The 26,208-nt window shown below is 65.7% G+C and carries 27 protein-coding genes; 7 read left to right on the forward strand and 20 right to left on the reverse strand.

Features of this window, described 5'->3' with window-relative positions; genetic code table 11:
- Positions 1-19 precede the first annotated feature (19 nt).
- The 5 genes from yajC to ACXYMR_RS11290 all read right to left on the reverse strand — a co-directional run bounded on the left by yajC (position 20) and on the right by ACXYMR_RS11290 (position 3,888).
- Positions 20-319 (reverse strand): preprotein translocase subunit YajC, encoded by a 300-nt coding sequence (yajC, locus tag ACXYMR_RS11270; protein ID WP_458942969.1) that lies wholly within the window; start codon positions 317-319, stop codon positions 20-22.
- A 128-nt stretch (positions 320-447) separates the two neighbouring features.
- Positions 448-1,365 (reverse strand): peptidoglycan DD-metalloendopeptidase family protein, encoded by a 918-nt coding sequence (locus ACXYMR_RS11275; protein ID WP_458942970.1) that lies wholly within the window; start codon positions 1,363-1,365, stop codon positions 448-450.
- A 96-nt stretch (positions 1,366-1,461) separates the two neighbouring features.
- Entirely contained in the window at positions 1,462-2,103 is a 642-nt protein-coding gene (locus tag ACXYMR_RS11280; protein WP_458942971.1) for a protein-L-isoaspartate(D-aspartate) O-methyltransferase, read from the reverse strand.
- A gap of 11 nt (positions 2,104-2,114) precedes the next feature.
- A complete protein-coding gene (surE, locus tag ACXYMR_RS11285) occupies positions 2,115-2,909 on the reverse strand; it encodes a 5'/3'-nucleotidase SurE (RefSeq protein WP_458942972.1) in 795 nt (264 codons plus the stop codon).
- Between the two features lie 85 nt (positions 2,910-2,994).
- Positions 2,995-3,888: a hydrogen peroxide-inducible genes activator gene (locus ACXYMR_RS11290; protein WP_458942973.1), complete on the reverse strand. Its 894-nt coding sequence runs from the start codon at positions 3,886-3,888 to the stop codon at positions 2,995-2,997.
- 383 nt (positions 3,889-4,271) lie between these two features.
- Here ACXYMR_RS11290 and nhaA point away from each other — a divergent pair, with 383 nt between their 5' ends.
- On the forward strand, positions 4,272-5,501 hold the full coding sequence (gene nhaA / locus ACXYMR_RS11295; RefSeq protein ID WP_458942974.1) for a Na+/H+ antiporter NhaA: 1,230 nt from the start codon (positions 4,272-4,274) through the stop codon (positions 5,499-5,501).
- Here nhaA and serS read toward each other — a convergent pair.
- The 9 genes from serS to ACXYMR_RS11340 all read right to left on the reverse strand — a co-directional run bounded on the left by serS (position 5,498) and on the right by ACXYMR_RS11340 (position 13,222).
- Positions 5,498-6,775: a serine--tRNA ligase gene (gene serS, locus ACXYMR_RS11300; protein WP_458942975.1), complete on the reverse strand. Its 1,278-nt coding sequence runs from the start codon at positions 6,773-6,775 to the stop codon at positions 5,498-5,500. The genes nhaA and serS overlap by 4 nt on opposite strands.
- A 75-nt stretch (positions 6,776-6,850) precedes the next feature.
- Positions 6,851-7,657, reverse strand: coding sequence for a twin-arginine translocase subunit TatC (gene tatC, locus ACXYMR_RS11305; protein WP_458942976.1), 807 nt, complete (start codon positions 7,655-7,657; stop codon positions 6,851-6,853).
- A 2-nt stretch (positions 7,658-7,659) separates the two neighbouring features.
- Positions 7,660-8,112: a Sec-independent protein translocase protein TatB gene (gene tatB, locus ACXYMR_RS11310; protein ID WP_458942977.1), complete on the reverse strand. Its 453-nt coding sequence runs from the start codon at positions 8,110-8,112 to the stop codon at positions 7,660-7,662.
- Positions 8,113-8,115: 3 nt separating this feature from the next.
- Positions 8,116-8,379: a twin-arginine translocase TatA/TatE family subunit gene (locus ACXYMR_RS11315; protein WP_458942978.1), complete on the reverse strand. Its 264-nt coding sequence runs from the start codon at positions 8,377-8,379 to the stop codon at positions 8,116-8,118.
- A gap of 64 nt (positions 8,380-8,443) precedes the next feature.
- Positions 8,444-9,241 (reverse strand): SMC-Scp complex subunit ScpB, encoded by a 798-nt coding sequence (gene scpB, locus ACXYMR_RS11320; RefSeq protein WP_458942979.1) that lies wholly within the window; start codon positions 9,239-9,241, stop codon positions 8,444-8,446.
- The gene (locus tag ACXYMR_RS11325) at positions 9,234-10,046 is read right to left on the reverse strand and encodes a segregation and condensation protein A (RefSeq protein ID WP_458942980.1); all 813 of its coding nucleotides are present in this window, start codon (positions 10,044-10,046) and stop codon (positions 9,234-9,236) included. The genes scpB and ACXYMR_RS11325 overlap by 8 nt, the downstream gene beginning before the upstream one ends.
- A 19-nt stretch (positions 10,047-10,065) precedes the next feature.
- Positions 10,066-11,088, reverse strand: coding sequence for a beta-N-acetylhexosaminidase (gene nagZ / locus ACXYMR_RS11330; protein WP_458942981.1), 1,023 nt, complete (start codon positions 11,086-11,088; stop codon positions 10,066-10,068).
- Positions 11,085-12,002 carry an SPOR domain-containing protein gene (locus ACXYMR_RS11335; protein ID WP_458942982.1) on the reverse strand — a complete coding sequence of 306 codons (918 nt, stop codon included), beginning with the start codon at positions 12,000-12,002 and terminating at the stop codon, positions 11,085-11,087. The genes nagZ and ACXYMR_RS11335 overlap by 4 nt, the downstream gene beginning before the upstream one ends.
- Positions 12,003-12,031: 29 nt before the next feature.
- Positions 12,032-13,222, reverse strand: coding sequence for a deoxyguanosinetriphosphate triphosphohydrolase (locus ACXYMR_RS11340; protein WP_458942983.1), 1,191 nt, complete (start codon positions 13,220-13,222; stop codon positions 12,032-12,034).
- An 83-nt stretch (positions 13,223-13,305) separates the two neighbouring features.
- Between ACXYMR_RS11340 and erpA the strand changes: the two genes are divergently transcribed.
- The 3 genes from erpA (at position 13,306) to ACXYMR_RS11355 (ending at position 14,734) form a co-directional block, all read left to right on the forward strand.
- Entirely contained in the window at positions 13,306-13,635 is a 330-nt protein-coding gene (erpA, locus tag ACXYMR_RS11345; protein WP_458942984.1) for an iron-sulfur cluster insertion protein ErpA, read from the forward strand.
- Between the two features lie 62 nt (positions 13,636-13,697).
- Positions 13,698-14,045, forward strand: coding sequence for a DUF1428 domain-containing protein (locus tag ACXYMR_RS11350; protein WP_458942985.1), 348 nt, complete (start codon positions 13,698-13,700; stop codon positions 14,043-14,045).
- Between the two features lie 5 nt (positions 14,046-14,050).
- On the forward strand, positions 14,051-14,734 hold the full coding sequence (locus tag ACXYMR_RS11355) for a nitroreductase (protein ID WP_458942986.1): 684 nt from the start codon (positions 14,051-14,053) through the stop codon (positions 14,732-14,734).
- Here ACXYMR_RS11355 and ACXYMR_RS11360 read toward each other — a convergent pair.
- On the reverse strand, positions 14,731-15,321 hold the full coding sequence (locus ACXYMR_RS11360) for a hypothetical protein (RefSeq protein WP_458942987.1): 591 nt from the start codon (positions 15,319-15,321) through the stop codon (positions 14,731-14,733). The two genes, ACXYMR_RS11355 and ACXYMR_RS11360, sit on opposite strands and share 4 nt — an antisense overlap.
- Positions 15,322-15,399: 78 nt before the next feature.
- On the opposite strand from ACXYMR_RS11360, the gene ACXYMR_RS11365 reads away from it, so the two are divergent.
- Together ACXYMR_RS11365 and ACXYMR_RS11370 are read left to right on the forward strand one after the other, a co-directional pair.
- Positions 15,400-16,188: an exodeoxyribonuclease III gene (locus tag ACXYMR_RS11365; protein WP_458942988.1), complete on the forward strand. Its 789-nt coding sequence runs from the start codon at positions 15,400-15,402 to the stop codon at positions 16,186-16,188.
- A gap of 495 nt (positions 16,189-16,683) precedes the next feature.
- Positions 16,684-17,529: a DUF2145 domain-containing protein gene (locus tag ACXYMR_RS11370; RefSeq protein WP_458942989.1), complete on the forward strand. Its 846-nt coding sequence runs from the start codon at positions 16,684-16,686 to the stop codon at positions 17,527-17,529.
- Between the two features lie 11 nt (positions 17,530-17,540).
- Here ACXYMR_RS11370 and selD read toward each other — a convergent pair whose 3' ends face one another.
- Positions 17,541-18,608 (reverse strand): selenide, water dikinase SelD, encoded by a 1,068-nt coding sequence (gene selD / locus ACXYMR_RS11375; RefSeq protein ID WP_458942990.1) that lies wholly within the window; start codon positions 18,606-18,608, stop codon positions 17,541-17,543.
- Between the two features lie 69 nt (positions 18,609-18,677).
- Between selD and mnmH the strand changes: the two genes are divergently transcribed.
- A complete protein-coding gene (mnmH, locus tag ACXYMR_RS11380; protein ID WP_458942991.1) occupies positions 18,678-19,742 on the forward strand; it encodes a tRNA 2-selenouridine(34) synthase MnmH in 1,065 nt (354 codons plus the stop codon).
- 13 nt (positions 19,743-19,755) lie between these two features.
- Here the strand turns inward: mnmH and ACXYMR_RS11385 are convergent, their stop codons facing one another.
- From ACXYMR_RS11385 to ACXYMR_RS11400, 4 genes are all read right to left on the reverse strand, one after another.
- Positions 19,756-20,727, reverse strand: a complete 972-nt coding sequence (locus ACXYMR_RS11385; RefSeq protein WP_458942992.1) for a DUF3137 domain-containing protein — start codon at positions 20,725-20,727, stop codon at positions 19,756-19,758.
- Positions 20,727-23,393, reverse strand: a complete 2,667-nt coding sequence (locus ACXYMR_RS11390; RefSeq protein ID WP_458942993.1) for a valine--tRNA ligase — start codon at positions 23,391-23,393, stop codon at positions 20,727-20,729. The genes ACXYMR_RS11385 and ACXYMR_RS11390 overlap by 1 nt, the downstream gene beginning before the upstream one ends.
- Positions 23,394-23,462: 69 nt before the next feature.
- Positions 23,463-23,984: a DUF2306 domain-containing protein gene (locus ACXYMR_RS11395; protein ID WP_458942994.1), complete on the reverse strand. Its 522-nt coding sequence runs from the start codon at positions 23,982-23,984 to the stop codon at positions 23,463-23,465.
- A gap of 74 nt (positions 23,985-24,058) precedes the next feature.
- On the reverse strand, positions 24,059-26,197 hold the full coding sequence (locus tag ACXYMR_RS11400; protein ID WP_458942995.1) for a sulfotransferase: 2,139 nt from the start codon (positions 26,195-26,197) through the stop codon (positions 24,059-24,061).
- Between the last annotated feature and the right edge of the window lie 11 nt (positions 26,198-26,208).

The following is a 26,208-nucleotide window of genomic DNA, read 5'->3' on the forward strand; positions in this document are numbered from 1 at the left end:
CCTCGTCAGGAGGAAAGGATCAGGACTTGGCGTCGTTGGCCGGCTTGGGCTCGGGACGACCGCGCACGCCGGTGATGGTGGCCCGCACAACGCGTACATCGACGCCGTCGGCCAGCTTGACCAGAATTTCGTCGTCCTCGACCTTGGACACTTTGCCGATGAGCCCGCCCTGGGTAACGACCTCGTCGCCACGCTTGAGGCTTTCGACCATCTCCTTGTGTTCCTTCATCCGCTTCTGCTGGGGCCGGATGATGAGAAAGTAGAAGACGAGGCCCATGAGGATGAGCATCGGGATCGGGCCAACGAGAAATTCTTCCATGACGTCTAAGTCTCCGCGCATATGGGAGACCGGCGGCGCATGGCGCCCCGCCGCTTCTCCCCCAATAGGATTTGCGCGGGACTATATCGGGACGCGCCCGGCATGCAACAAGACCTGACCGTGCAGGCTCAGCGCAGGTAGCTGTTGGGGTCGACGGGTGTGACACCGTTGCGGATCTCGAAATGCACCTGCGGGCGATCGACAGATCCGGTATCGCCGGCTGTGGCGATGACCTGGCCGCGCTCCACATTGTCGCCCTCGCGTACCATGATGCGGGAATTGTGGGCGTATGCGGTGACGAAACCGCCGCTGTGGCGGATCAATACCAGCTCGCCATAACCGGCCAGCTGATTGCCGGCATAGACGACCTGCCCCGGGGCCGAGGCCCGCACTTCGGTGCCAGCCCGGGCCTCGATATTGATGCCGTCATTGCGCTCGCCATTGGGGCGCGGTCCGAAATTCGACAGGATAGTGCCGCGCACCGGCCAATCGAAGCTCGGCGCTCCGGAAGCCGCTGGCGGCGACGACGAGCGCGTCGGGCTGCTGGCGGATGTGCGGGTGGCTTCCGGTCGGCGGCCAGAGGTTGAAGATGCGGCCACGACACGGCTGCCCTGGGGCAGGCGGATCTGCTGGCCGACTTCGAGAGCATAGGGTTCGCGCATGCCGTTATGGCGGGCCAACTCGGTATGCGGCACGCCGTAACGCAGGCCGATCCGGTAAAGGTTCTCACCGCGTTGCACGACGTGCACCGGCGGGCGCGGCATGCTCAGCGACTGGCCGACCCGCAGCGTATAGGGGGAGTAGAGCGAATTGGCCTGGGCCAGCTCGGCCATATCCACACCGCACCGCACGGCAATCTCGGACAGCGTGTCATTGCGCCGCACCGTATAGCCGCCACGGCAGTCCTCACTGACCGTGCGGACGGCCGATCCGGTCGAGGCCGGATAGCGGTGATCGACCCGTGCCGGCTGGCGCGGCGTGGTCGAGCACGCCGCCAGCACGGCACTGCTCACCGCGACAAGGCAGATCAGGGACGAAACACGCATCGACTTGACGACCACTCCGGCAGAGATATCCACCAGACATCAAGCCATGGAAGGCTTAACCATGCGTTAGTTACAATGTGGACACGCGTCGATTTCCTAAAGCGCGCGAGCCTCGCCCTTGACCAGCGGCACGAAACGGACGTCCAGCAGGTCGGTTTCGTTGATCTCGCCGTCCCTGCATTCATAGCGCACCAGCACCTGCTTGGTGCCCCGGTCGACCGGGGCGACAGCGATACCACCCTCACGCAGCTGACCGAGGATCTGGTCGGGTCGTTGCGGTGCCGATGCGGTCAGGATGATGCGGTCGAAGGGCGCCTGCTCCGGCCAGCCAAGCGAACCGTCGCCGACCTTGCAGACGATATTGGTCAGGCGCAGCTCTGCAAAACGGGCCTCGGCCTCGCGCGACAGCGTGCGGTAGCGCTCGACCGAATAGACCCGGCGCGCCAGCCGGGCCAGGATCGCCGCCTGGTAGCCCGAGCCGGTGCCGATCTCCAGCACCTTGCAGCGATCGGTGAGCTTGAGCGCCTGTGTCATCAGGGCGACGATCAGCGGCTGGGAAATGGTCTGACCGCAATCGATCGGCAGTGGCCGGTCGTCGAACGCCTGGTCGGCGAACCGGTCCGGCACGAAAATTTCCCGCGGCGTGCGCTCGATGGCGCCGAGCACGCGGGCATCGGTCACGCCGCCGCCGCGCAGCGACATGACGAGCTGGATCATCCGGGAATCGGGCATGTCCATGTCGGCCGTCCTCAGCTTTTCGGCGGCACGCCGCCGAGCATGGTCTTGAGCTTGCCCAGGGTCTCGCCATGGGTCAGGTCCATGTGCAGCGGCGAGACAGAAATCTTGCCTTCCATCACGGCGCGCAGATCGACCCCGTCAGCCGGGTTCTGCACGGCGCCCTTGAAGGCCAGCCAATAGTATTCGTGACCGCGCGGGTCGGTGCGCTGATCGGCATGCAGGATGTGCTGGTCCCGCTGCCCCTGCCGGGTCACCTCGACCTCCTTGACCGCATCGGGTGCGGCATCGGGGAAGTTGATGTTGATCAGCACGTCTTCCGGCCATTTCAGCGCAAACAGGCGACGCAGGATCGGCGCGCCGTACAGCTCCGCCGTTTCCCAGTGTATCGGGTCGTGCCGGCCCCAGCCATAGGCCTGCGACAGGGCCACCGAGGGAATGCCCAACTGCATGCCCTGCATGGCCCCGGCGACGGTACCGGAAAAGGTCACGTCCTCGGCGATGTTCTGGCCTCGATTGACGCCCGACAGGACGAGATCGGGCTGTTTGCCCTCGATCAGGTCCTGCACTCCCATCAGGACGCAATCGGTCGGCGTACCGGTAATGGAGAACTTGCGCTCGTCCCAGCGCCGCACCCGCAGCGGACTGTGCAGGGTCAGCGACCGGCCGGCGCCCGACTGCTCCTCCGCCGGCGCAACGATCCACACATCATCGGACAGCTCGCGGGCAATCTTTTCCAGGGACTTCAGCCCCCGGGCCCGGATTCCGTCGTCATTGGTCAGCAGGATACGAGGATTCTCAGGGATCATGGATCAGGTCTCTCACGGTCGACAAAAGGAGCGGACCGGGCGCTTGTAAACCAACACGCCGCGCCAGGACATCCCGCAGGACTGTTCACTTCATCGCTTGCTGCCCGGCCTCGCTGAGCACAATGGCGAGCTGCTCAAGCCCCTCGGCAATGGGCGAACTGGTCCGCCAGCACAGAGCGATGCGGCGGCGGGCGGACGGATCCGCGATCGGCCTGAAGCACAAGGCTGCATCGCGCATCGCCTCACAGCGCACATAGAGCTCCGGCAGCACGGCTGTGCCCGCCCCGAGCGCCGCCATGTGCCGGATGGCATCCAGCGAAGTGCCCTGATAATCGGTGCTGATGAAGGCTTCCGCGCGCGCGGCCAGATCCTGCACCATGGCAGTCAGACGGTGGCCGAGCCCCAGCGTGAGCAGCGCATGCCCCGAGAGTTCCCGGCTTTCGATCGGCCCGCTGCCGGCCGACAGCTCGTCTTCCAGCGGCAATCCGGCCCAGAGCCCCTCCTCGAACAGGGTGCGGTGGGCGCAGCCGGGATGATCCTCAGGCGTTGAAATGACCGCGTCCAGCTGACCGTCGGCCAGGTGCTCCTGCAGGCGGATCGAGGGTTCGTCCCGGATCATCAGGCGCAGGCTGGGGAATTCGGCGTGCAAGCGGGCCGTGCAACGCGGCAGCAGATAGGGGCCGACCGTGGGCAGGACGCCGAGCCGGATGCGACCTGACAGTCCTTGACCGCCGCCAAGCGCCGCCGATTTCAGATCTTCCATCTGACGCAGGACGACCCGTGCGCGTCGCACCACCTCGTGTCCGACCGGGGTCAGCAGGGCGCCCGTGCGACCGCGCTCAAACAGCACCGCGCCGAGCTGCGCCTCGGCATCACTGATCTGCGCCGACAGGCTGGGCTGGCTGACATTCAGGCGCTCGGCCGCCGCCCCGAAACGCCCGAGCTCGGCTACCGCAAGAACATATTCGAGTTGTCGCAAGGTCGGTCGCATTCATAGCCTCAGACTATCGATACGACAGGATTATTATATTTTTCCGAAACTCGGGCCAGCCCTATCTTCCGGCTGTCACCAACACAGGAGATCAAAGTGACCTACAGCCAAGCCGCCCGATCCATCCACGTATACCGAGGAACCGGCCTGCCGCGCCGGACCGGTGAGCGTGCGGAGCGGTTCCTCGGAGACGAAGGTGTCGGACGCCGCCGGCGTCGGCGCCGTCGCCGCCTGAACTAGGCCACATAACCTCGAAAGCCACCGCTTCCCTGCCCCCTCCCGGAGGTTGGCTTTCGAGGCCACACCCGACCCGGCCGCACAGCCCCTATGCGGCCGGGTCGGCATTTTCTCCTTTCGCCACAGGTGGAGCCATGTCCGCAATCCTCGCCCGTCTAAACGAATTCCTTCGCCTTGAAAGCGCAGCCGGCCTGATCCTGATCGTGGCCGCGGCGCTGGCCCTGATCGCTGCCAACTCGCCCCTCGCGGAGCTGCGCGACGGTCTGTTGGCCACGCCAATCGCGATCGAGGTTGGCGCCCTGGCCATCGACAAGCCGCTGACGCTCTGGATCAATGATCTGCTGATGGCCGTGTTCTTCCTGCTCGTCGGCCTGGAGATCAAGCGGGAAGTATTGGAGGGACAGCTCAACAGCCTCGACAAGTCCGCCCTGCCCCTGGTGGCTGCACTGGGCGGCATGGTCGGACCGGTTCTGGTCTATCTCGCATTCAACGCCGACACCCCGGCCACACAGAGCGGCTGGGCCATCCCGGCGGCCACGGACATCGCTTTCGCGCTCGGCATCCTGCTGCTGCTCGGCAAGCGGGTACCGACCGCGCTCAAGGTGCTTCTGCTGGCCATCGCCATCATCGACGATCTCGGTGCCATCCTGATCATCGCCCTGTTCTACACGGAGCAGGTCGCCCTCCAGCCGCTCGCTCTGGCAGTTGCCGCCAGCGCCATGCTGATCGCCCTCAATCGCGGCCGCGTGCAGTCCCTGCCGATCTACCTTTTGGTCGGCGCAGTGCTGTGGACCTGCCTGCTCAAATCCGGTGTGCATGCCACCCTGGCCGGTGTGATCACCGCCCTCGCCGTGCCGCTACAGAGTCGCGATGATGCGTCCCACAGTCCGCTGCATGCGCTCGAGCACAAGCTGCACCCGTGGGTCGCCTTCGGAGTGCTGCCGATCTTCGCCTTTGCCAATGCCGGTGTGGCCTTTGGCGGTTTGACGCTCGGTGACCTGACAGCCCCGGTCACCCTCGGCATCATCGCCGGGCTGGTCATCGGCAAGCAGTTCGGCGTGTTCGGAGCCATGGCCCTGGCCATTCGCCTGCGCATCGCGCGCCGCCCGGAAGGGGTCAGCTGGCTGCACCTCTACGGCCTGTCATGCCTGACCGGTGTCGGCTTCACCATGAGCCTGTTCATCGGCGGACTGGCGTTTGCCGATCCGGACCTGATGGAACGCGTCCGCCTCGGCGTGCTGGTCGGGTCCGCGCTGGCGACAGGCCTGGCCATTGGCGCCCTGATGCTGGCCGGTCGCCGCAGCCCGGCACGCCAGCGTCACAGGCAGAACGCCGAGGATTCGTCCAAGCCGCTAACGGCCTAGCCGCCCAGCCGCTCGATACCGCCCATGTACGGCCGCAGCACGGCCGGGATGGTCACCGAGCCGTCGGCGTTCTGGCAATTCTCCAGGATCGCCACAAGCGCCCGGCCGGTGGCCACGCCGGAGCCGTTCAGCGTGTGCAGGAATTGCGGTTTCTTCTCGCCGTCCTTGCGGAAGCGCGCCTTCATGCGACGGGCCTGGAATTCCCCGCAATTGGAGCAGGAGGAGATCTCGCGATAGGTGTTCTGGCTCGGCACCCAGACTTCCAGGTCGTAGGTGCGCCGGGCCGAGAAACCCATATCGCCCGAGGACAGCAGCATCACGCGGTAGGGCAGCTCCAGCAGTTGCAGCACCTTCTCCGCCGCCGCGGTCATGCGATCGAGTTCGGCAGCGCTGTCATCCGGCGTGGTGATCGAGACCAGTTCGACCTTGTTGAACTGGTGCAGGCGGATCATGCCGCGCGTGTCGCGCCCGGCCGAGCCGGCCTCCGATCGGAAGCACGGCGTCTGGGCCGTCATGCGCAACGGCAGATCGGTCTCGGCGTGGATCTGCTCGCGGGCCAGATTGGTCAGCGGCACTTCCGCGGTCGGAATGAGCCAGCGATGATCGGTGGTGCGGAAAGAATCGTCGGCGAACTTGGGGAGCTGACCAGTCCCAAACATGGCCTCGTCGCGGACCAGAAGCGGCGGCGACACCTCGGTATAGCCGTGTTCCGTGGTGTGCAGGTCGAGCATGAACTGGCCGAGGGCGCGCTCGAGCTTGGCCAACCCACCCTTCAGCGCGACGAAGCGGGCGCCGGCGATCGTCGCGGCCGCCTCGAAATCCATCAGGCCGAGACCTTCACCGACGTCGACATGGTCGCGCGGCTCGAATTCCATGGTTCGCGGTTCGCCCCAGCGGCGCACTTCCTCGTTCGCCGCCTCGTCCTCGCCGACCGGCACCTCGTCGTCCGGCAGGTTGGGCAGCGCCGCCAGGTGCTGGTTGAGCGTCTCGTCGAAATGCCGGGCCTGCTGGCCGGCTTCCTCGAGCACCGTCTTCAGCCGGTCGACCTCGGCGCGCAGCCGATTGAACTCGGCCTCGTCGCCGGCCGCCTTGGCCTTGCCGATCTGCTTGGACAGGGCGTTGCGTTCGGTTTCGGCTGCCTGCTGGTTGGAGACCGCCTCGCGCCGCTTGGCGTCGAGCTCCAGCAGCACCGGTGATTGGGCCTCCATGCCCCGCTTGGCCAGGCTGGCGTCGAACGCCTCCGGATTATCGCGGATGGTCTTGATGTCATGCATGGCTGGTCGTCCCGGACTGGATGGCGGCTGGCGGAAAGAGGGCTATAGCGGCGCGGCGCGGACAGGTAAACCGGCTCACGCCTCGGCTTCGGCCTCGTCTTTCGGCTGCATCAGGAACATCGCCCCGATGGACAGGAAGTAGAGGCCCAGCAAGGCTCCGCCGAGCAGGATCTGGCTGACCGGATCCGGCGGCGTGGCGAAGGCGGCGAACAGGAAAATGCCGACCAGGGCAAAGCGCCAGCCCTTGAGCAGGGTGCGCGCCTTGAGAATGCCGGCGCGGGCCAGCAGCATCAGGAAGACCGGCATCTGGAAGGATATGCCGAACACCAGCATCAAGGTGGTGATCAGGCTCATATAGTCGGTCACGTTGAGCAGCAGCTCGATGCGCGTTCCGGCCAGGCCGGACACCTGCTCCTGGCCCAGCGAGAAGCGCATCACCATCGGCAGGACGATGAAATAGACAAAGGCCACGCCGACCCCGAAGAGGACCGGAGACAGGGCCAGGAAAGGCGCGAAGGCGCCGCGCTCATTCCTGTACAGTCCCGGCGCCACGAAGGCGTAGACCTGCCAGGCGATGACCGGGAAGATGATGATGATGGCCCCGACCAGAGCCAGCTTCAGCCGCACGAAGAAGAACTCCAGTGGCGCAAAAAAGTTGGCGGTCAGGTCCAGTTCCTCGGCCGGCACGCCACGCACAGCCGCCGCGGCATCGCGGTACGGCAGGAGCAGCCATTCGTAGATATGGCTGGAAAAGGCAAAGCAGACGGCAAAACCGACGATCAGGAAACCGATGACTATGACCAGCCGTCGGCGCAGCTCGACCAGGTGATCGATCAGCGGGGCGCGGCTGGCCTCGACTTCGTCATCCTCGATGCCCTGCATGCTCAATCCCCGTCCTTGCCAGCCTGCCGGGCGTCGCGCGCGGCGTCGGCTTCCGGATCGCTTTCACCGTCGGGCGCGTGAATGGTGTTGTCCGCTGCCGGGATGGGGTCCGGCTGTTTCGGCGGCACGGTGCTGCGGGACTTCTCGGCCTGGGCGATCTTCATGTCACGGATGCGGTCATCGCGCACGGCCAGCGCCGTCTTGTCGATCTCGCCGCGAATATCCTCGATCGGATTGGCTTTCTTGAGCGCCTCGATTTCCTTGCGCAGCTCGCTGAGCTCGGTCTCGCGACCGATTTCCTCGAAACTGGCCTGGAATTCCTTCGCCATGGCGCGGGCCTGGGCCATCATGCGACCGACCTTGCGCATCAGGACCGGCAATTGCTGCGGCCCGACGACCACCAGGGCCAGTACGAGCACGACCAGCAGCTCCGGCCCTCCGATGCCGGGAGACATGGCCTAGCTCCCGGTCTTTTCGTCGTCCTTGACGGGCGTGCCCACGACCGCGGTATCGCGCTCGATCGTGGCCCGCGTGGCGGCCGCATCCTGCCCGCCCTCGGTCGCGGACGGCGTGTCGCTCTCGTCCTCGTCCTTCAAGCCCTTGCGGAAGCTGGTGATCCCCTTGGCGAAATCACCCATGATCGAGGCGATCTTGCCGCGTCCGCCGAACAGCAGGACGGCCAGCAGGACCACCAGAAGGATTTGCCACACACCTGGAGCCATTTGCCCCTCCGTCATTCACAACTCTGCTTGGGTCTACTGCGTTTGGCGCGCGGCGTCCAACGCGTCAGTCATCCTCGTCACCGGCTTCCATGAAGTCGACGTGGAAGGCATGCGCCTCGGCCTCGTCCAGCGGGTCCTCCAGCAGGTCGGCTTCGACACTGTGCGTGGGGTCGGGAACCGTGAAGTCCGGCGGCAGGCGCGCATCGAGTAGTCCGGCTGCCTTGAGGTCGGCCATGCCGGGCAGATCGCCGACCGAAGGCAGGCCGAAATATTCGAGGAATTGCGGAGTCGTTCCGTAGGTCACCGGGCGCCCCGGCGAGCGCCGGCGGCCGCGCGGCCTGATCCAGCGCAGTTCGAACAGCAGGTCCAGCGTGCCCTTGGACACGGCGACGCCGCGGATTTCCTCGATCTCGGCCCGGGTCACCGGCTGGTGATAGGCAATGATGGACAACGTCTCGAGGGCCGCTTGGGACAGTTTGCGCGGCTCGCGGCGCACCTCGGTCAGCACGTCGGCCAGATCCGGCGCGGTTTCGAATCGCCAGCGACCGCCAACCTCGACCAGGCGCACACCACGCTCGGCGTATTCCTCGCGCAGCTTGCCCAGCAGGTCCTGCAGGTTGGCCTCCAGCGGCAGCCGCCCGATCAGGGTTTCCTCGTCGAGCGGTTCGGCGGCGGCAAACAGCAGCGCTTCGAGGACGCGCAGATTGCGGCGCTCGGTATTGATGGCCAGACGCACCCCCAGCGCGGCTTCCGCTTCCGCATCAGAGCGGGCGCTCGGCCCCTGGTGCGTCGCCCGTTCCCGCAACGCCGCGATGGCATTGGAGATGGCGTCGGGTTCGCTGCCGTCGTCGTCTTTACTCATGGTCTCGGCCATCCTCTGGCGTGGCGCGCACGAAGAGCGGCCCGAAGGCCTCCCGCTGGCGCAAAACTGCATGTCCTTCCTTGGCGATTTCAAGCGCGGCCAACACCGAGCTCGCCTTCACCGACCGCCGTGGAGGCGGGTTAGCCCCCAGCTCACCGGCTCCGGGCAACAGGCTATCCAGCTCTTTCCATTCACTGATTTGAGGCATCAGCGATTCCAGACGTTCCCTTGCAGTTTCCAGGCCGTAAACGCGGGGCGTTTCGGGACGGTAGACCGAACGCGCCTGGATCACGCGGCGCCTCGCATAGGCCGATAACAGGTCGTGCAGGTCAGCTTCATAGACGACCGAACGGGTCGCCCTCACCCCGTCCGGCTGGCCCGGCGGGAAGACATGAGTGTAAAGGAGCGGAGCGGCATGCAGGGCCTCGCCGGCGGCCCGCATGGCTTCAAGTCGGCGCAGCCGGAAGGCCAGCGCCGCAGCCATCACCTCGGCCGGTTGCTCGTCCTCCTCCTTGGCCGGCTTGGGCAGAAGCAGCTTGGATTTGAGGAAGGCGAGCCAGGCCGCCATGACCAGGTAATCGGCGGCGAGATCAAGACGACGACGCTGCGCCGCCTCCATGAATTCAAGGTATTGCTCGGCCAGCTCGAGAATGGATATCCGGGCCAGGTCGACCTTGCGCTTGCGGGCCAGGGCGAGCAGGAGGTGAAGCGGCCCCTCGAACCCGTCGAGATCGACCACCAGGGCTTCGGCTTCGGCCTGTTCAGCGGCCTCGAACCGGACGTCTTCCTCGAATTCCTCGCTCACGCCGCTCCCGGGTTTGGTGTCAGGCCGGCTTCCTCACCGGCTCCAGCCATTCATTGAGCCGTGATTCGGCCTCGCCCGGGTCGAAATCCTCGATCTCGCGGCGCACGGCCTCGGCCGCTTCGGCACGCTCGAGGGCCCGACCGGACAGGCGCCGCCCGGCCTCGGCGACGGCCCGCATTTCGCCGGCATCGCCATTGCAGTGCAGCAGCAAGTCGCAACCGGCCTTGAGCGAGCGCTCGCCACGCTCGCGGAACGAACCGGACAAGGCCTTCATCGACAGGTCGTCGGTCATCAGCAGACCGTCAAAGCCGATCTCGCCGCGAATCACCTTTTCGATCATGTCGGACGAGGTCGTGGCCGGCTGGTCCGGATCGATATCGGCGTAGACGATATGTGCCGTCATCGCCATGACCGCGTCGCTGAGCCCCTTGAAGGGCGCGAAATCGGTCTCGGACAGCAGGCCGTGCTCTTCCTCGACCACGGGCAGTTCGAGATGGCTGTCCGCCTTGGCCCGGCCATGCCCTGGAATGTGCTTGATGATCGGCGCCACGCCGCCGGCCATCAGCCCGTCCATGGCCGCCCGGCCGAGATGGATCACCGGCTCCGGATCGGTCCCGAAGGCCCGGTCACCAATGATGTCGTCAGCGCCCTCGATCAGCAGGTCGACCACCGGAGCACAATCGACATCGACGCCGATGGCCCGCAATTCGTGCGCCAGCAGACGGTGGTTGAGCCGGGTGGCGGCAATCGCGGTCTCCTCGTCGCGGCGATAGAGATCGGCGAACAGGCCGGCAGCAGGAGCGGCCCGCCAGGTCGGCGGTCGCAGGCGCGCCACACGGCCGCCTTCCTGGTCGATCAGCACCGGGGCGTCACGGCCGACGCAATCGCGCAGCTCGAGCGTCAGGCGCGAGACCTGGGCCTCGTCCTTCACATTGCGCGCGAAGAGAATGAAGCCCCACGGGTCGGCGTCCCGGAAAAACGCTTTCTCGTCCGGCGCAAGCGTCAGCCCCGCCAGACCGAAAATCGTGCTCGACGCGCTCATCGACGCGCCACCAGGCAGTCCTGGCTACGCCCCTGCAGGGTCGCGCAGAAGGCGACCGCTGCTTCGCGCGTGTCGAAGGCGGCAATGCGCAGCCGGTGATAGACGCCGCGATTGGGAATATCGACGGACGCCACATCGGGCTGCAGACCGGAGGCGATGTCGGAGAACCGGCCCTGGAAGGCGACCCAGGCCCCCTCGGCGTCAGCTTCGCTGCGGAAGGAGCCGATCTGGACCACCCATTCGCCGGTTACGTCGATACCGCTCGGCGAGGTCGAGGCCGGCACAGGGTCGGGTTCACGCGGCGCCGGGGCTTCCGGCTCCGGCTGGCGTACCGGCTCAGGCTCCGGCTCAGCCACAGGCTCCGCTGGCGTTTCGACCAACGGCTCGTCACGCTGCGGCGACTGTCGCGGGGTCACGTCCGGCTGATTGCCGGTGCGGTCAGCGTCGACCGTCTCGACGCGCAGCGGCGGGCGGCTGTCTTCCAGCGGCTCCTCCGGCGCCGGGCGCAGCGACACGTCCTCGTCGCCCTCACCGCTTTCTCCGGTCAGGCGGTTATAGACATCCAGATCGGTATCAGGCGTTTCCTCGCCGCCCGGATCGGCCGGGCGTTCGCGGTAGGGCTCGACATCGGCGACCAGACGCGGCGCGCCCTCACGGCCACTTTCGCGCAGACCCTGATTATACGCACTCCAGACCACGCCGAGGAACAGGATGAACACGGCCAGCGCCGCGGTCAGGAGCAGCGGGCCGCGCCGGGCTTCCTCCTCGCGCGCATCGAACGTGCTGAACTCGTCGGTCGGCGGCGCATAGGCACCAATCCGGGCATCTTCGTCCTGGTCTGTCATCTTGTCCTGAAACTCACCCGTCTCCCCGATCAGGCGAATCACCTGACCAGCCTTCAGAATAACATTCAAGTCCGGCGCTGCTGACCCTGCGTGGCAGGCTAGAAATAGCCCTGCACGGTAAACAGGCGACGGTGCTCCTCTATGGCCGCCCGGTCGGTCATGCCGGCGATGTGGTCGCACACCCGCCGCGCTGTCTCGGCCGTGCCAGCCCCCTTCATCTCGGCCTGGATCTCGGTCGGCAGGACACCCGGGTCGGACAGGTACAGATCGAACAGGTCCTGCATCACCCGCCCGGCCTGGCTCTTCATCCGGTTCACCTTGTAGTGGCGGTACATGTGGGCGAACAGATGGCGGCGCAGGGCGGCAAGATGGAGGGTCATCTCTTCCGAGAATGCGATCATCGGCCGATCCAGCGCCCGCACGGCCTCCGGACTGTCCGGCCGGGCTTCGTCGAGACGCTGCCGGCTCTCGCGCAGCACATCGGACACCATGACCCCGATCAGGTCGCGCACCGCCTCGTGGATGATGATGGTCTGCGGCTGGTCCGGCCAGCGCTCGCGCACGCGACGGAAAATGTCCCCGACCAGCGGCAATTCGAGCAATGGCTCCAACTCCAGCAGGCCGGACCGCAGGCCGTCATCGAGATCGTGATTGTTGTAGGCGATGTCGTCAGACAGGGCGGCGATCTGCGCTTCTATGCCGGCATGCGTGTCGAGTTCCAGCTCACGCCAGCCCGCGTAATCGGTAAAGGCCCAGGCGAGATCCTTCTCGTCCGACCCCTTTGGCAATAGCGGGCCGTTGTGCTTGACCACCCCCTCCAGGGTTTCCCAGGTCAGGTTCAACCCCTCGAACTCCGGGTAGCGTACCTCCAGCTTGGTCACCACCCGCAAGGTCTGGGCATTGTGATCGAACCCGCCAAACTGCTTCATGCGCTGGGCGAGGACACGCTCGCCTTCGTGACCGAAGGGCGGATGCCCCAGATCGTGGGCCAGGGCCAGTGCCTCGGCAAGGTCCTCGTCGGCGCCCAGGACACGGGCCAGCGTGCGGGCAATCTGCGCCACTTCCAGGGAATGGGTCAGCCGGGTACGGTACTGGTCGCCCTCATGGGCAACGAAGACCTGGGTCTTTTCCTTGAGACGGCGAAATGCGGCGGAATGGATAATGCGGTCGCGATCACGCTGGAAGGCATTGCGCATTTCACTGTCGGGCTGCGGAAACCGCCGGCCGCGTGAATGCGACGGATGACAGGCATAGGAAGCGCGTTCGGATGAATTCGCCGCTGTGGTCATGATGCTGGGCCCTTTAATCGGCACACGGGGCGGTCCATATACGCATGTGTGCAGGAAACTGAAATGCCCGAATTGGCTCTGACATGACCGTAAACGTGACCCTTTCCGCTTCGGCGGCCGAACAGATCAAGACGATCATCGCCAGTCAGGCCGATGCCAGCCTGTTGCGCATCGGCGTGGTCGGCGGCGGCTGTTCCGGCTTTTCCTATACATTCGACCTCGACAAGCAGGTTGCGGACGATGACAGCGTCATCGAGCGCGACGGCGCCCGCGTCGTCATCGACGAGGCCTCCCTGCCCTTCCTGGAAGGCTCGGAGATCGACTATGTCGACGAGCTCATCGGCGCTTCGTTCAAGATCCACAACCCCAATGCCACCGCGGCGTGTGGCTGCGGCACGAGTTTTTCGGTCTAGCCCCTCGCCCGACTGCATCCCCTCGCCTATCCTGCCTGCAAAACAGCGAGGAGGAGGCGGTCATGGCCTATGTCCAGGGGTATGTCGCAGCGGTGCCCAAGGCGAACCGCGACAAGTTCATCGAGAGCAGCAGGGTGATGTGCGAAGTCATGCGCGAGTATGGCGCCACGCAGGCCGTGGATTGCTGGGGCGATGATGTGCCCGAGGGCGAGGTGACCTCCTTTCCCAAGGCCGTCCAGTGCAAGGAGGACGAGGTCGTCACCTTCTCCTGGGCGGTGTGGCCGGACAAGGCGACGTGCGATGCCGGCATGGAGAAGATGATGTCGGACCCGCGCATGAAGTTCGATGACATGCCGTTCGACGGCAAGCGCCTGATCTTCGGCAGCTTCGTCCCGCTGGGCGAGATCTGATCCTGATGACAGACAGTTTGAGCGTCAGCGCGGCCCTGCGGCAGCGCATTTCCACGCGTGCCTTTCTCGACATCCCGGTCAGCCAAGAGCAGGTTCGAGGCATTCTCGACAGCGCCCGATGGGCGGCGTCCGGCGGCAATCTCCAGCCCTGGCGGGTCGATGTTGTGACCGGCGAAGCCCGGCAGGCGGTCATCGACGCGGTGCGGGCGCGCCTGGAGGCCGCCCCGTTCGAAGACGAGAATGAATTCGGCGCCTACCCGCCCAAGCTGTGGGAGCCCTTCCGGACCCGGCGCTATACGCTGGCGGAGCAGATGTATGCCGAGCTCGGCATCGGTCGCGACGACAAGATGGGACGGCTGGGTCAGGTGCTGCGCAATTTCGAGTTCTTCGATGCGCCGGTCGGCCTGTTCATCAGCCTCGATACCCGCATGAACCCGAACCAGTGGGCCCATGCCGGCATGTTCGTGATGGCGTTGATGCTTGCGGCGGAGGAAGCGGGACTGGCCACCTGCGCGCAGGAAGCCTGGATGACCCGCTGCCGCACCGTGGGCAAGGTCCTCGGCGTCCCCGACACGCACCGGGTGTGGTGCGGAATCGCACTGGGTTATGGTGACCCGGACGCGCCGGTAAACCGATTGCGCTCGGAGCGCGCCGACATCGACGAGTTCGCCACTTTCGCCGGATTCTAGAGACCGTCCTGGATCAGCTCGTCGGCCATTTCGCGGCTGATCGGCTCGAACTCGACTGTCATCCCGCCCGTCGGCTCGCCATCGACAATCTCGGCCGTGCTCACGTCGTAGCCTCCATCGCCCCGTCGGCGCCACTCGGTGGTAAACACTCTCGGCGCCTCGCCCTCCTGGGCATAGGTTTCGTCGGGGAAGCGGATGGATCCGTCCGGTTGCGGCTGTGCCGTGCCGTCGCTCGTGCCCCCCAGCGAGTTGTAATAGCGATAGCGGATCACCTGCGCCTCGGCATCCCAGTGGTAGAGGGTCTCGCCGCGATACACGTCGCCCCCCTGCGGCACTGCGTGCACGTCGCGCAGGAACTGGCCGCCGAGGACGGGGGTAAAGCAATGCACATCGAAAGTTTCGCTGCCCGGGAAGACCCCTGTGAAGCACTTGCCAGCGAGAAATTCGAGCGGCGCCAGCTCACTGCGCAATTCCGCCGCGACCGCCGCCGGCGGCTCGACATGATGGTCTGCCCGCAGACCTCCGGTCGCGCTGCCCGCGGCCAGTATCGCCAGGCCTGCCACCCAGATCGCCGCTGTTCTCGACATCACAGTTCTCCCCGCTTCACACCGATTGCAAACTGCCTATGGTGCCTTCTTACCCGATCCTAGCCGAGCCGAGCCACCATGTCCCTGACCGTCGCTTCCTGGAACGTCAACTCCGTCAAGGCCCGCCTGCCCAATGTGCTCGACTGGCTGAGCGAGGCCAAGCCGGACGTTGTATGCCTGCAGGAAATCAAGACCGTCGACGAGACCTTTCCCCGGCTCGAGATCGAGGCGCTCGGCTATAATGTCGAGACGCACGGCCAGAAGTCCTACAATGGCGTGGCCCTGCTCTCGCGTCTGCCCATCGAGGAGGTCCGCACCGGCCTGCCCGGCGACGACACGGACGAACAGGCACGCTATATCGAGGCCGTGATCGCGGCCGACAGCGGCCCCGTCCGGATCGCCTCCATCTACCTGCCCAACGGCAATCCGGCGCCGGGGCCGAAATACGATTACAAGCTGGCCTGGATGGAGCGCCTGCGCCGCCACGCCGCCGGGCTGCTCGCGCTGGAAGAGGCCAACATCCTGGCTGGCGACTACAACATCATTCCGCGCGACAGTGATTGCTGGGACCCGGACGTTTGGGCCGACGACGCGCTCGCCCTTCCGACCAGCAGGGCCGCCTTCCGGGCCATCAAGTGGCTGGGTTATTCCGACGCGTTCGAGCAGGTCGACGGCCGCGGCCACCAGTATACGTTCTACGATTACCAGGCCGGCCGCTGGCAGAAGGGTCACGGTATCCGGATCGATCATCTGCTGTGCTCTCCGCAGGCGGCGGATCGCCTCAAGGCCATCGAGATCCATAGCAAGACACGTGGACTTCCAAAGGCTTCCGATCACATCCCGATCGTCGGAAGTTTCGACCTCTGATCGATTTTCCCGCGCCGCGGGAATAGGCCTATGCTAGGTTGCCGGAACCATCCGCCGACCCGAAAGGCCTGTCATGCGACCTGCCCTGCCTTGCGCCCTTCTCGTTTGCCTCGCCTGTGCCGGCCTTACCGCGCCGGCGCTGAGCCAGGATTTCCGCACCGCCCGCCCGGACACCCAGGCCCAGTCCCAGCCCGCCGAGACCCAGGCCGGCAGGACGGACCAGCGCACCGCGTCCACGCCGGGTCCGACGGGCTACGCACCTCCGCCCCCCGAAGCGCCGGGCCATCATGCTCGAGCCGCCCATCGGATGGCGGTCGAGGCCGTTTCGCGGCCGCCTTCCGATAACGCGCCATCCCCAATGCGCTCGCCTGAAGATCCCGTCCCGGTCTCCGCCTTGCCAGCTCCCGACGGGTCACCCCCGGCCACCGGTGCCCTGCCCATCGGGGACGCCATCATCATCAGCGAGACGCCCCGGCCGTACGAGGGCCGTGACTGATGCGCGCGCTTGTGACGGGCTTCGCCTGCCTGGTCCTGCTGCTGGCCGCCTGTGCGCCGCAAACGGGCCAGACGCCCGGTGACCGCCTGGCGAGCCCGGCCGAACTGGCGGCGTTCTCCAAGCAGATCGAGCGCGAACTGGCCGCTCGCGGCGCCCGCGCCGCCATCGTCTTCCGCGCCGGCCGCGCCCGCGACAGGCTGGCCGGAAACCGGCGCTACGACCACGCCTCGCTGTGGGTTTATGGTCCGATCCGGATGAGCGATGGCAGCCAGCACACCGGCTATGCCGTGTATCATTTGCGTCCCGACCCCCTCCTGGCCGGTCGGACCCAGGCCGTGCAGGACTGGCCCTACGACTTCGTGCGCGGTGATGCAGTGGGACAGGTCGGGCTGATCATACCGACCCCGGAAATACAGATGCGCCTGCTCGAACTGGCCGCCTCACCGGACATGTGGCGGCTTCACCAGCCGGTCCATTCGCGGCTCTCGAACCCGCTCGACCTGCGCTATCAGGGCGCCGATGAATACCTGCTCGACCTGATCTCGGCAGCCGCCTGGCAGCGTCGCGACCGGACCCAGATCAAGACCAATCTGGCGCACTATTACAGCCCGACCCGCTTCGAGGTCGCGGCCTGGCAACGCTGGCTATGGTCGCTGTTCAACGCAGACATCACCTTCGACGACCAGCACCAGCCGGTTCTGGTCGCCGATTTCGACTCGATCGCGCAATTCATGCTGACCTACCGGCTGGCTGGCGATGTCCGTGAGCTGCAGGCACCCTATTACCAACCGGACAGGGCGGGATGGGAGCGCCGGCTTGACGAACCGGCCTCCATCCAACCCTGAGCGCCTGTCCCCTAGGCCAGGCTGATGCCTGCCTCACCCGCATCCATGCGTCCGATCGCTGCAGCGCTGTGGCCATGCGTCTCGAACAGCGAGATGACAGCGTCGGCCTGGCCGGCTGAACAGCTGACGAGCAGACCGCCGGATGTCTGCGGGTCGCACAGCAGGGTACGGTCAAGTTCGCTGATCGAGGCAGCCTCGCGGACATGGGCCTCGACGGCTGCCCAATTGCGGCCCGAAGCTCCGGTACGGACACCGGCTGCGGCCAGCTTGCGGGCGGTTTCGAAGACCGGGACGCGATCGCGCTCGACCTTGGCACGCAGCTGGGCACCCTCGCACATCTCCAGCAAGTGACCGAGCAGACCAAAGCCGGTGACATCCGTGACTGCGTGAACCCCGTCCATGCCGGCAAGGTCGGCGCCCGGGCGGTTGAGGCGCGTGGTGGAGGCGATCATCTCCGCGTAGGCCGCCTCGTCCAGCCGCCCCTGCTTCAGCGCGGCCGAATAGATCCCGATGCCGAGCGGTTTGCCGAGAATGAGAACATCGCCGGCCTTGGCTCCGGAATTCGTCAACAGGCGCTGCGGATGCACCACACCCAGCGCGACCAGGCCATAGATCGGCTCGGCAGTGTCGATTGAATGTCCGCCAGCGATCGGTGCGCCGGCCTCCTGGGCGACCGAACGGCCGCCGGCCAGGATGGCGCGGATCACTTCCGGAGCCAGCGCCTTCACCGGCATGCCCAGAAGTGCGAGGCAAAATATCGGTGTGGCCCCCATGGCGTAGACATCCGACAGGGCATTGGTGGCCGCGATGCGCCCGAACTCGGTCGGGTCGTCGACTATCGGAGTGAAAAAGTCTGTGGTTGCCACCAGCGCCGTCTCGTCATTGACACGCCACACAGCAGCATCATCACGCGTCGAGGCATCGACCAGGAGGTCGGTCGGCATTGGCAGCGGCGCGGCCTCCCCCAGAAGATCCCGCAGGACAGCCGGGTCCAGCTTGCAGCCACACCCCCCGCCATGGGCCAGCGAGGTCAGGCGTGGAGCGGATTCGGTGTCTGTCTCACGGGTGTGATCATCCATGTCGCAGGCCTTCCCTTACAGCTGTGCGGACGGCATGGTCTCGGCCGGAACGGCCAGACGCGAGTCCTCATGTCGAAGATTGTCACAACAGATGACCTATCCGCCGCCGGATTGGAACCGTTTGATGCCATCATCGATGTGCGCTCGCCTTCGGAATATGCCGAGGACCACCTGCCCGGCGCCATCAACCTGCCGGTGCTCGACGACGAGGAACGCGCCCGCGTCGGCACGCATTACAAGCAGGTCTCCGTGTTTGAGGCTCGGCGCATGGGCGCAGCCCTAGTATCGCGCAACATCGCCCGCCATCTGGAGACCGCCCTCGCCGACCGGCCGCGCGGCTTCAAGCCACTGGTATACTGCTGGCGTGGCGGCCAGCGCTCGCATTCCATGGCCACGATCATGGCCGAGGTGGGCTGGCGGGTCACGCTTCTGGAAGGGGGCTATCGAACCTGGCGCCGGCATGTGGTTGACCAGCTTGACCGCGCGGACCCGATTCCGGTGACCCTCATTGATGGCCAGACCGGCACCGCCAAGACATCCCTGCTTCTGGCCCTGCAGGCACGCGGGGAACAGATCATCGACCTGGAAGGGCTGGCCTGCCATCGTGGTTCGATCTTCGGCGATTTCGCCGACCAGCCCCAGCCCAGCCAGAAAGCCTTCGAGACCGCGGTCCTGCAGGCCCTCCGCGCGCTCGACCCTGCACGCCCTGTCTATGTGGAAGCCGAATCCCGACAGGTCGGGCGCTGCCGCGTGCCGCCGCGCCTGTGGCGGGCCATGCAGGCCGCGCCTCGCATTGTCATCGAAGCCCCTCTGGACGCGCGGGCCGGCTATCTGGTGAGTGCCTATCCAGACCTCATCCAGGACCGAGAGAAGCTGGACGCCGCCATCGAGGGACTGAGGGGCTTCCACTCGCGCGAGGTCATCGCGAGCTGGCAGGCCCTGGCCGAAGCCGGCGACCACCAAGCGCTCGCCCGCGCCCTTGTCGAGCACCATTACGACCCGGCCTACAACCGGGCCCGCAAGCGGCAATCCGCGCCGGCAGAGCACACGAAGATCCAGGTGGAGAACCTGCTACCCGAGGATATCGACCGACTGGCCGAGCAGATCTCGCAAACCACACGGACCCCGGCCTAGCCTGCGTGTGCCATCAGCTGGAACGACGATCCCACAGGTTGCGATCGTCATCCCTCGGCGGGGCCACGACCTGATCGACCAGCCCCAGGACCTCAGCAAGCTCACCGACAATGCGGCGGACCCGGCGCTGGTCCGTCAGCGGAACGGACATCGAACCCGCCTCGAACAGGTTTCCGGTTTCAGCGGCAATCAGGAGCTCGCCCCTGCCAAGCGCCTCGTGGAAGAGCGCCCGCACCTGACGGCCGCTGAGGCTCTCCTCCAGGCCCAGCAAGCGCTCCATGAAGGAGGGTGTGAGCATGTAGCGCGCCGCGACCTGGTCGTCGCCATACACTTCGAACACTTTCTCGAAGACCGGATCGACCAGCCCGATGCGCTCCAGCTTGTGCTGGCCAAATCTGTGCCCCACCGCGCCCAGCGAGTTGAGCCAACCCTGATCTCGGCCAATGACGGTGATGCCTTCCACCTTGCGCGGGAAGCTCACACGAATGACTACACCCTGGAACACGGTGATCCAGTAGGACTTCTTGCCGTTGCGGACCTTCTGCTCGAGATGGACCTCACAGAGGTCGAAATCGCACCCATGCGCCTCGCCGCTGAACTGGTCCTCAAACCCGGCGCGTTCGTGCGCCGGCAACAGGCCGAACTCGCAGAACGCTTCAAACCGGCAAGGTGCAGCAGGCTTTGCCGTGTAAGCCAGCTTCAACGCGCCAGCAAGACGATCATTGATGTCCTGCTTGATGCGGCCCTGCAGCTGGCCGACCGGGTGCTGGCCTATGATGAGGGCAATCACCGCGATTGCGACCGCGGCAACTAGCAGGACCGGGCTCTGCGCCAGCAGAGCAGCCAGACCGGCCAGCAAGGTGATGAAACCGCCGATACCGAACACGATGCGGCGCCGACGCGTGACGCGTCGGCGCTCGCCTTCCAGCAGGGCCAGATGCGGACCGACTGTCCGCCAGATCCGGTCGAACCGTTTCTCGTCCACTAGAGCGCCGCGAGCCGGTCCAGGGCCGCCGCCATCTTGTCGCGCTGCTGGCGGTACTCGTCCTGCTTCTCGCGCTGTTCGGCGACCACCTCCGGCGGGGCATTGGCGACGAATTTCTCATTGCCGAGCTTCTTGTCGAGCCGCATCAGCTCGCCATCGAGGCGCTTGACCTCCTTGGCGATACGCGCGCGCTCGGCGTCGAAGTCGATGACGCCTTCCAGCGGCAGGGCAATGGTGGTCTCGCCGACCACCGTCTGGGCGGAGGCCGGAGGAACAGCATCGGAGAAACTGATATCCGCCAGTCGCGCCATGCGGCTGATCACCGCCTGGTGCTCGTCGAGCCGATCCTGGGTGTCGTCATCAGCCCCCACCGCGACCAGGTCGATCTTGGCACCGGCCGGCACATTCATCTCCGCGCGCAGACGCCGGATGTCGGTGATGAGATCGATCAGCCAGTTGATCTCGGCCGCCGCATCGGCGTCCTGCAGACCATCCAGCTTGGGCCATGCGGCGCTGATCAGCTGGGTATCGCGGTCGCCGGTCTGTTCCCACAGAGCCTCGGTGACGAAGGGCATGAAGGGGTGGAGCATCTTGAGCGCCTGGTCGAGCACGAAGGCGGTCGTCGCCCGTGTCTCGGCCTGGGCCTGCGTATCGTCGCCCTGGAGCAATGGCTTGGCAAATTCCAGGTGCCAGTCGCAGAACACGTTCCAGACGAATTTGTAGGCGGCGCTGGCGGCGTCATTGAAGCGATAGCCATCGAGCCCCGCCTCGATCGCGGCGACCGCCTGGCCGGCTTCGGACAGGATCCACTTGTTGACCGTTTGCTTGACCGATTTCGGGTCAAAACCGTCGACCGGCCTGCATTCGTTCATCTCGCAGAAACGGGCCGCATTCCACAGCTTGGTGGAAAAGTTGCGATAGCCCTCGACGCGGGCCTTCGACATGCGGATGTCGCGGCCCTGGCCGGCCTGTGCCGCCAGGGTGAAGCGCACGGCATCGGCGCCATACTCGTCGACCAGTTCCAGCGGGTCGATGACATTGCCCTTGGACTTCGACATCTTCTGGCCCTTCTCGTCACGGACCAGGGCGTGGATGTAGACGTCCTTGAATGGCGCCTCGTCCATGAAATGCAGCCCCTGCATCATCATGCGGGCGACCCAGAAGAAGATGATGTCGAAGGCCGTGATCAGCACAGAGGTCGGGTAGAAGCGCGCCAGTTCCGGCGTCTCCTGCGGCCAGCCCAGCGTCGAGAACGGCCACAGTGCGGAGGAGAACCAGGTGTCGAGGACATCCTCGTCCTGGGTCAGTTCGACATCCCGGCCATGCGTGTCGCGCGCCTGAGCTTGAGCTGCTTCAGCGCTCTCGGCGACGAAGATATTCCCGTCGGCATCATACCAGGCCGGGACGCGATGCCCCCACCACAGCTGGCGTGACACGCACCAGGGCTGGATGTTGCGCATCCATTCGAAATAGGTCTTTTCCCAGTTCTTCGGATGGAAGGTAGTACGTCCGTCCTCGACCGCGGCAATGGCTTCCTTGGCCAGCGTCTGGGCGTCAACGAACCACTGGTCGGTCAGCCAGGGCTCGATGACCACGCCGGAGCGATCACCAAAGGGCTGCATCACAGTCTTGTCCTCGATGCCGCGCAGCAGGCCGAGCTCCTCGAACCGGGCCACGATCTTCTTGCGCACGTCGAACCTGTCCAGCCCGCGCCACTCAGCCGGGATGCGATCGAGCCCGCCCGTGCCATCGTCCTCGGACAGCAGGCGCGCCTCGCGGTCAAGGATGTTGATCTTCGGCAGGTCGTGGCGGGCGCCGACCTCGAAATCGTTGAAGTCGTGCGCCGGGGTGATCTTGACGCAGCCGGTGCCCTGCTCCGGATCCGCATGCTCGTCCGCCACGATCGGGATCTCGACATCGGCGATCGGCAGTTTCACCGTCTTGCCGACGAGATGCTGGTAGCGCTCGTCGTCCGGATGCACGGCCACGGCGACATCGCCCAGCATGGTCTCCGGGCGCGTCGTTGCCACGACGAGCTCGCCCGAGCCGTCGGCCAGCGGATAGGCGAAATGCCAGAAGTGGCCCTGCACCTCGCGGTTCTCCACCTCGAGGTCGGAGATCGCGGTCTGGAAATGCGGGTCCCAGTTCACCAGACGCTTGTCGCGATACATCAGCCCTTGCTGGTGCAGTTCAACAAAGACCTTGATGACGGCCTCGGACAGGCCCTCGTCCAGGGTGAACCTTTCCCGTGACCAGTCGCAGGTGGCGCCGAGCCGGCGCAGCTGCTGCAGGATCTGCCCGCCGCTTTCCTCTTTCCATTCCCAGACCCGCTCGACGAAGGCCTCGCGGCCCATGTCGCGGCGCGAGCGGTTGCCCTCATTGGCGAGCTGGCGCTCGACCACCATCTGGGTGGCGATCCCGGCATGGTCGGTGCCCGGTTGCCACAGCACGGAATATCCGAGCATGCGCTTGTAGCGGACAAGGACGTCCTGCAGCGTGTTGTTGAGCGCATGGCCAATGTGCAGCCGCCCGGTCACATTGGGCGGCGGGATGACGATGGAAAAGGCCGGCGCGGACGGATCGTCCACCGGCTGGAAGGCTCCGGCATCTTCCCAGGCCTGGTAAATCCCGGCTTCGGCATCTTGGGGCGTGAAAGTCTTGTCCATCTCGGTCCGCGCTTGGCTAGAGGGCCCTGACAATAGGGTCACTCCTTTATGGCGATCCAGACAAACTTGTCAGCCCGGTAGCTGCGCATAGCGGGCCATGAAGCCCGGCAGAGCCCGCTTGAGCATCCAGGATGTCAGGGCCCCGCCCGCAATCAGGCTGACGGCGAGGAAGATGTAGAAAGCCTCAGGGCTGGAGGCGAGACCGGGAAAGATGCGCGGCAGTGTCTGGCTCGTTCCCGCAGCAAACAGTCCGAAATAGGACCACGCCATACCCTTGGCGTGCCCGACGAGCGCTGCCGGCCTTCGCCCGTGAACATAGCTGCGAATGGCCCAGAATCCCGCCAGCAGTCCGGCCAGGCTGAGAATGGCAAAGCCGTGGAACAGGGTGAAGCCGCCATTGATGTCGTATTGCGTCAGCGCCGTAATGTTCACGACCAGCATGGACAGAAGATAGACATAGCCGAGCGAGCGATGCAGGGTAGTACCCTTGCGCAAGAGAAAGACGGCCGGTCCCGTCGCCAGGGCGAGCAATGCGAGCCCCATGTGCGCAAGACCCGCCGCATCATCGACCCAGTAGTCAATCGACAACATCTCCATCGTCGAATCTCCCTTGTGCGGGAGCCTAACTCACATACTTTAATTTTTAAAGTGAAAAGGGTGGGCGGCTAAACCGGATAGTCCAGCCGTTGGGCCCAGGTTCGCAGCGCTTCGCTGTCCGGCCCGGCCACATGCTGCTCGTGCCGTCTCCAGCGCTCCCGGGCGCTGGTGTAGAGCGGCTGGACGACCTGACCCGCGCTGGGAGTGGCAATGTGGTCACGCCGCCGCGCGGTTTCGAAGAAGCGCTTCTGTGGCGGCTGCCAGTCAAGATCGAGCCGACGCATCACCGGGCGGATCTCGCCCTCCAGATCTTCCACCAGGCGCTCATATCGGACCGTCACCGATGGCGGCTCGCAGGCGGCGACGAAATCCTTCCAGAACGAGAAGCTTGCATCGTACAACCGCGATATCCGGTCGAGACGGGTCATATTCAGCATGGCGTGGTTGGGGCGGTAATCCTGGAAGTAATTGCTGACCGCCACGTCGAGCGGATGGCGGTGGGCGAGGATGAACGTCGCGGCCGGGAACATGCGATGGATCAGCGGCGCCCAGTGCATGTTCAGCGGCAGCTTGTCGACATGGACCGATACCGAGGACGCCGCGGCGCAATGGCGATTCAAGCTGACACGGTAGGCCCGTGCGAGTTCCGTGGCGTCTGCCGCGAGCACCGCGTCGAGCCAATCCGGCGTGAAATTTCCCTCATCTCCGGTCGGGCCAGGCACAACGCTGCGCAGCGCGTCTGCAAGGACGGGCCTTTCCTCGATCACGGCGACGCCTGAATGGCTGCGCAGGATAGTATCCAGAAGCGTAGTACCGGATCTGGGGAAACCCACCAGGAACGCCAGGTCCCGGCCTGCATCAACAGCGGCGTCATTGTCTTGATAGTTCGCCGTGTGAGCGTTGAAATGCCGACGCAGATGCTCCAGTCGAGCGCCGATCCTGGAGGAATCGCATGCACCCTCAATTTCAGCGACCTGTTCAAGGAGGCGATTGGCGTCTCCGGCCAGCTCCCAGGCCTCGTCATGACGGCCCTGCCGGTTCGCAATTCCCGCGAGGCTGAATAGCCGGCTGCGCCGCTGGTCCGCATTGCCGCCCGCCTCGAGCGCCGATTCGATGCTCCGCCGCGCAGCTTCCAGGTCCCCTTGCGCCAGTCGAGCCCGCCCCCGGGCATCGTCCGCTTCGCCGTTCGCCAGAATGCACCCCGCCTGTTCTGCCGCATCCAGGACGGCCAGCACCGCATCGGGCTCGCGGTGCCGGTCATGGAACGCCAGGGCAGCACCGACCAGATCCGCCTGTCCCGGCCATTTCGCCAGACCGTCCTTGATCGCCTGCCGCGCCCGAGCGGTCTCGCCAGCCCGGTCACAGACACTCACGAGCACAGCCAACAGCGCGGGATCAGGCTCCCTCTGCCCCTCGATCATCGCGTCCAGATGTTTCAGGGCGATCTCGCGGCGGCCGGCCGTTATCCGCCAACCCGCGAGGGCCGACGCAAGGGCCGGCACCGCTCCGCAATGACGCAGTCCGCTTTCCAGCACACGCTCGGCGCAATCGGTGCGCACATGTGAGGCCAGCAGTATCTGGTGCAGCAGCAGCCAATTAGCGCTATCGCGCGGTGCCAGCGCCAAGGCTCGTCGCGCGCACATTTCGGCCGCTTCGCCTGTTCCCGTACGCGCCAGCAGCGACCACAGGCCTGCATCGTCCGGCCGCAACCACATCAGCTCCTCGAGGCGGGCCCGAACGGTCTCGCTGGGGCCCATGCCCAAGGTCCGTTCGGCGTCGCTCAGGGCTGCCGATGTCACGTCAGACGCCTCATCCCGGTCAAACAGGCCGGACGCCGCATCGACATTGCGCGCCGCCGGGTATTCCGCGATCGCCTGTTGCAGCTTGACGTCGCCGGGTTGGCGGGCAGCGGCTACGGCCAGACAACGAGCCGCTCGGTCCGGCTTGCCCAATTCATGCAGCACACGCGCCAGGGCGATGGAGTGGGCCGGATTGTCCGGCTGCAGCTGCGCGGCCGTGAGAAGCGGCGGCAAGGCCTCCGGGGCACGGCCCGACATCAGGAACAGCGCGCCGATCGTGTAATGCGCTTTCGCCAGTCCGGGCTCGAAGTCGAGGGCCCGGGCCAACGCCAGGCAGGCCTCTCCATGGGCACCGGCGCGAATATGCCCATTGGCCTCGGCAATGGCCTCGCGGACCCCGTCTTCCATGATCCTGCCCC

It is taken from the genome of Maricaulis sp. CAU 1757, assembly GCF_054482675.1.

What these genes read in the sequence shown, in the direction of transcription:
- yajC (WP_458942969.1), bottom strand. Translation starts at nt 319, where the DNA reads ATGGAAGAATTTCTCGTTGGCCCGATCCCGATGCTCATCCTCATGGGC.
- ACXYMR_RS11275 (WP_458942970.1), bottom strand. Translation starts at nt 1,365, where the DNA reads ATGCGTGTTTCGTCCCTGATCTGCCTTGTCGCGGTGAGCAGTGCCGTG.
- ACXYMR_RS11280 (WP_458942971.1), bottom strand. Translation starts at nt 2,103, where the DNA reads ATGGACATGCCCGATTCCCGGATGATCCAGCTCGTCATGTCGCTGCGC.
- surE (WP_458942972.1), bottom strand. Translation starts at nt 2,909, where the DNA reads ATGATCCCTGAGAATCCTCGTATCCTGCTGACCAATGACGACGGAATC.
- nhaA (WP_458942974.1), top strand. Translation starts at nt 4,272, where the DNA reads ATGTCCGCAATCCTCGCCCGTCTAAACGAATTCCTTCGCCTTGAAAGC.
- serS (WP_458942975.1), bottom strand. Translation starts at nt 6,775, where the DNA reads ATGCATGACATCAAGACCATCCGCGATAATCCGGAGGCGTTCGACGCC.
- tatC (WP_458942976.1), bottom strand. Translation starts at nt 7,657, where the DNA reads ATGCAGGGCATCGAGGATGACGAAGTCGAGGCCAGCCGCGCCCCGCTG.
- tatB (WP_458942977.1), bottom strand. Translation starts at nt 8,112, where the DNA reads ATGTCTCCCGGCATCGGAGGGCCGGAGCTGCTGGTCGTGCTCGTACTG.
- ACXYMR_RS11315 (WP_458942978.1), bottom strand. Translation starts at nt 8,379, where the DNA reads ATGGCTCCAGGTGTGTGGCAAATCCTTCTGGTGGTCCTGCTGGCCGTC.
- scpB (WP_458942979.1), bottom strand. Translation starts at nt 9,241, where the DNA reads ATGAGTAAAGACGACGACGGCAGCGAACCCGACGCCATCTCCAATGCC.
- nagZ (WP_458942981.1), bottom strand. Translation starts at nt 11,088, where the DNA reads ATGAGCGCGTCGAGCACGATTTTCGGTCTGGCGGGGCTGACGCTTGCG.
- ACXYMR_RS11340 (WP_458942983.1), bottom strand. Translation starts at nt 13,222, where the DNA reads ATGACCACAGCGGCGAATTCATCCGAACGCGCTTCCTATGCCTGTCAT.
- erpA (WP_458942984.1), top strand. Translation starts at nt 13,306, where the DNA reads ATGACCGTAAACGTGACCCTTTCCGCTTCGGCGGCCGAACAGATCAAG.
- ACXYMR_RS11350 (WP_458942985.1), top strand. Translation starts at nt 13,698, where the DNA reads ATGGCCTATGTCCAGGGGTATGTCGCAGCGGTGCCCAAGGCGAACCGC.
- ACXYMR_RS11355 (WP_458942986.1), top strand. Translation starts at nt 14,051, where the DNA reads ATGACAGACAGTTTGAGCGTCAGCGCGGCCCTGCGGCAGCGCATTTCC.
- ACXYMR_RS11360 (WP_458942987.1), bottom strand. Translation starts at nt 15,321, where the DNA reads ATGTCGAGAACAGCGGCGATCTGGGTGGCAGGCCTGGCGATACTGGCC.
- ACXYMR_RS11365 (WP_458942988.1), top strand. Translation starts at nt 15,400, where the DNA reads ATGTCCCTGACCGTCGCTTCCTGGAACGTCAACTCCGTCAAGGCCCGC.
- ACXYMR_RS11370 (WP_458942989.1), top strand. Translation starts at nt 16,684, where the DNA reads ATGCGCGCGCTTGTGACGGGCTTCGCCTGCCTGGTCCTGCTGCTGGCC.
- selD (WP_458942990.1), bottom strand. Translation starts at nt 18,608, where the DNA reads ATGGATGATCACACCCGTGAGACAGACACCGAATCCGCTCCACGCCTG.
- mnmH (WP_458942991.1), top strand. Translation starts at nt 18,678, where the DNA reads ATGTCGAAGATTGTCACAACAGATGACCTATCCGCCGCCGGATTGGAA.
- ACXYMR_RS11390 (WP_458942993.1), bottom strand. Translation starts at nt 23,393, where the DNA reads ATGGACAAGACTTTCACGCCCCAAGATGCCGAAGCCGGGATTTACCAG.
- ACXYMR_RS11395 (WP_458942994.1), bottom strand. Translation starts at nt 23,984, where the DNA reads ATGTTGTCGATTGACTACTGGGTCGATGATGCGGCGGGTCTTGCGCAC.
- ACXYMR_RS11400 (WP_458942995.1), bottom strand. Translation starts at nt 26,197, where the DNA reads ATGGAAGACGGGGTCCGCGAGGCCATTGCCGAGGCCAATGGGCATATT.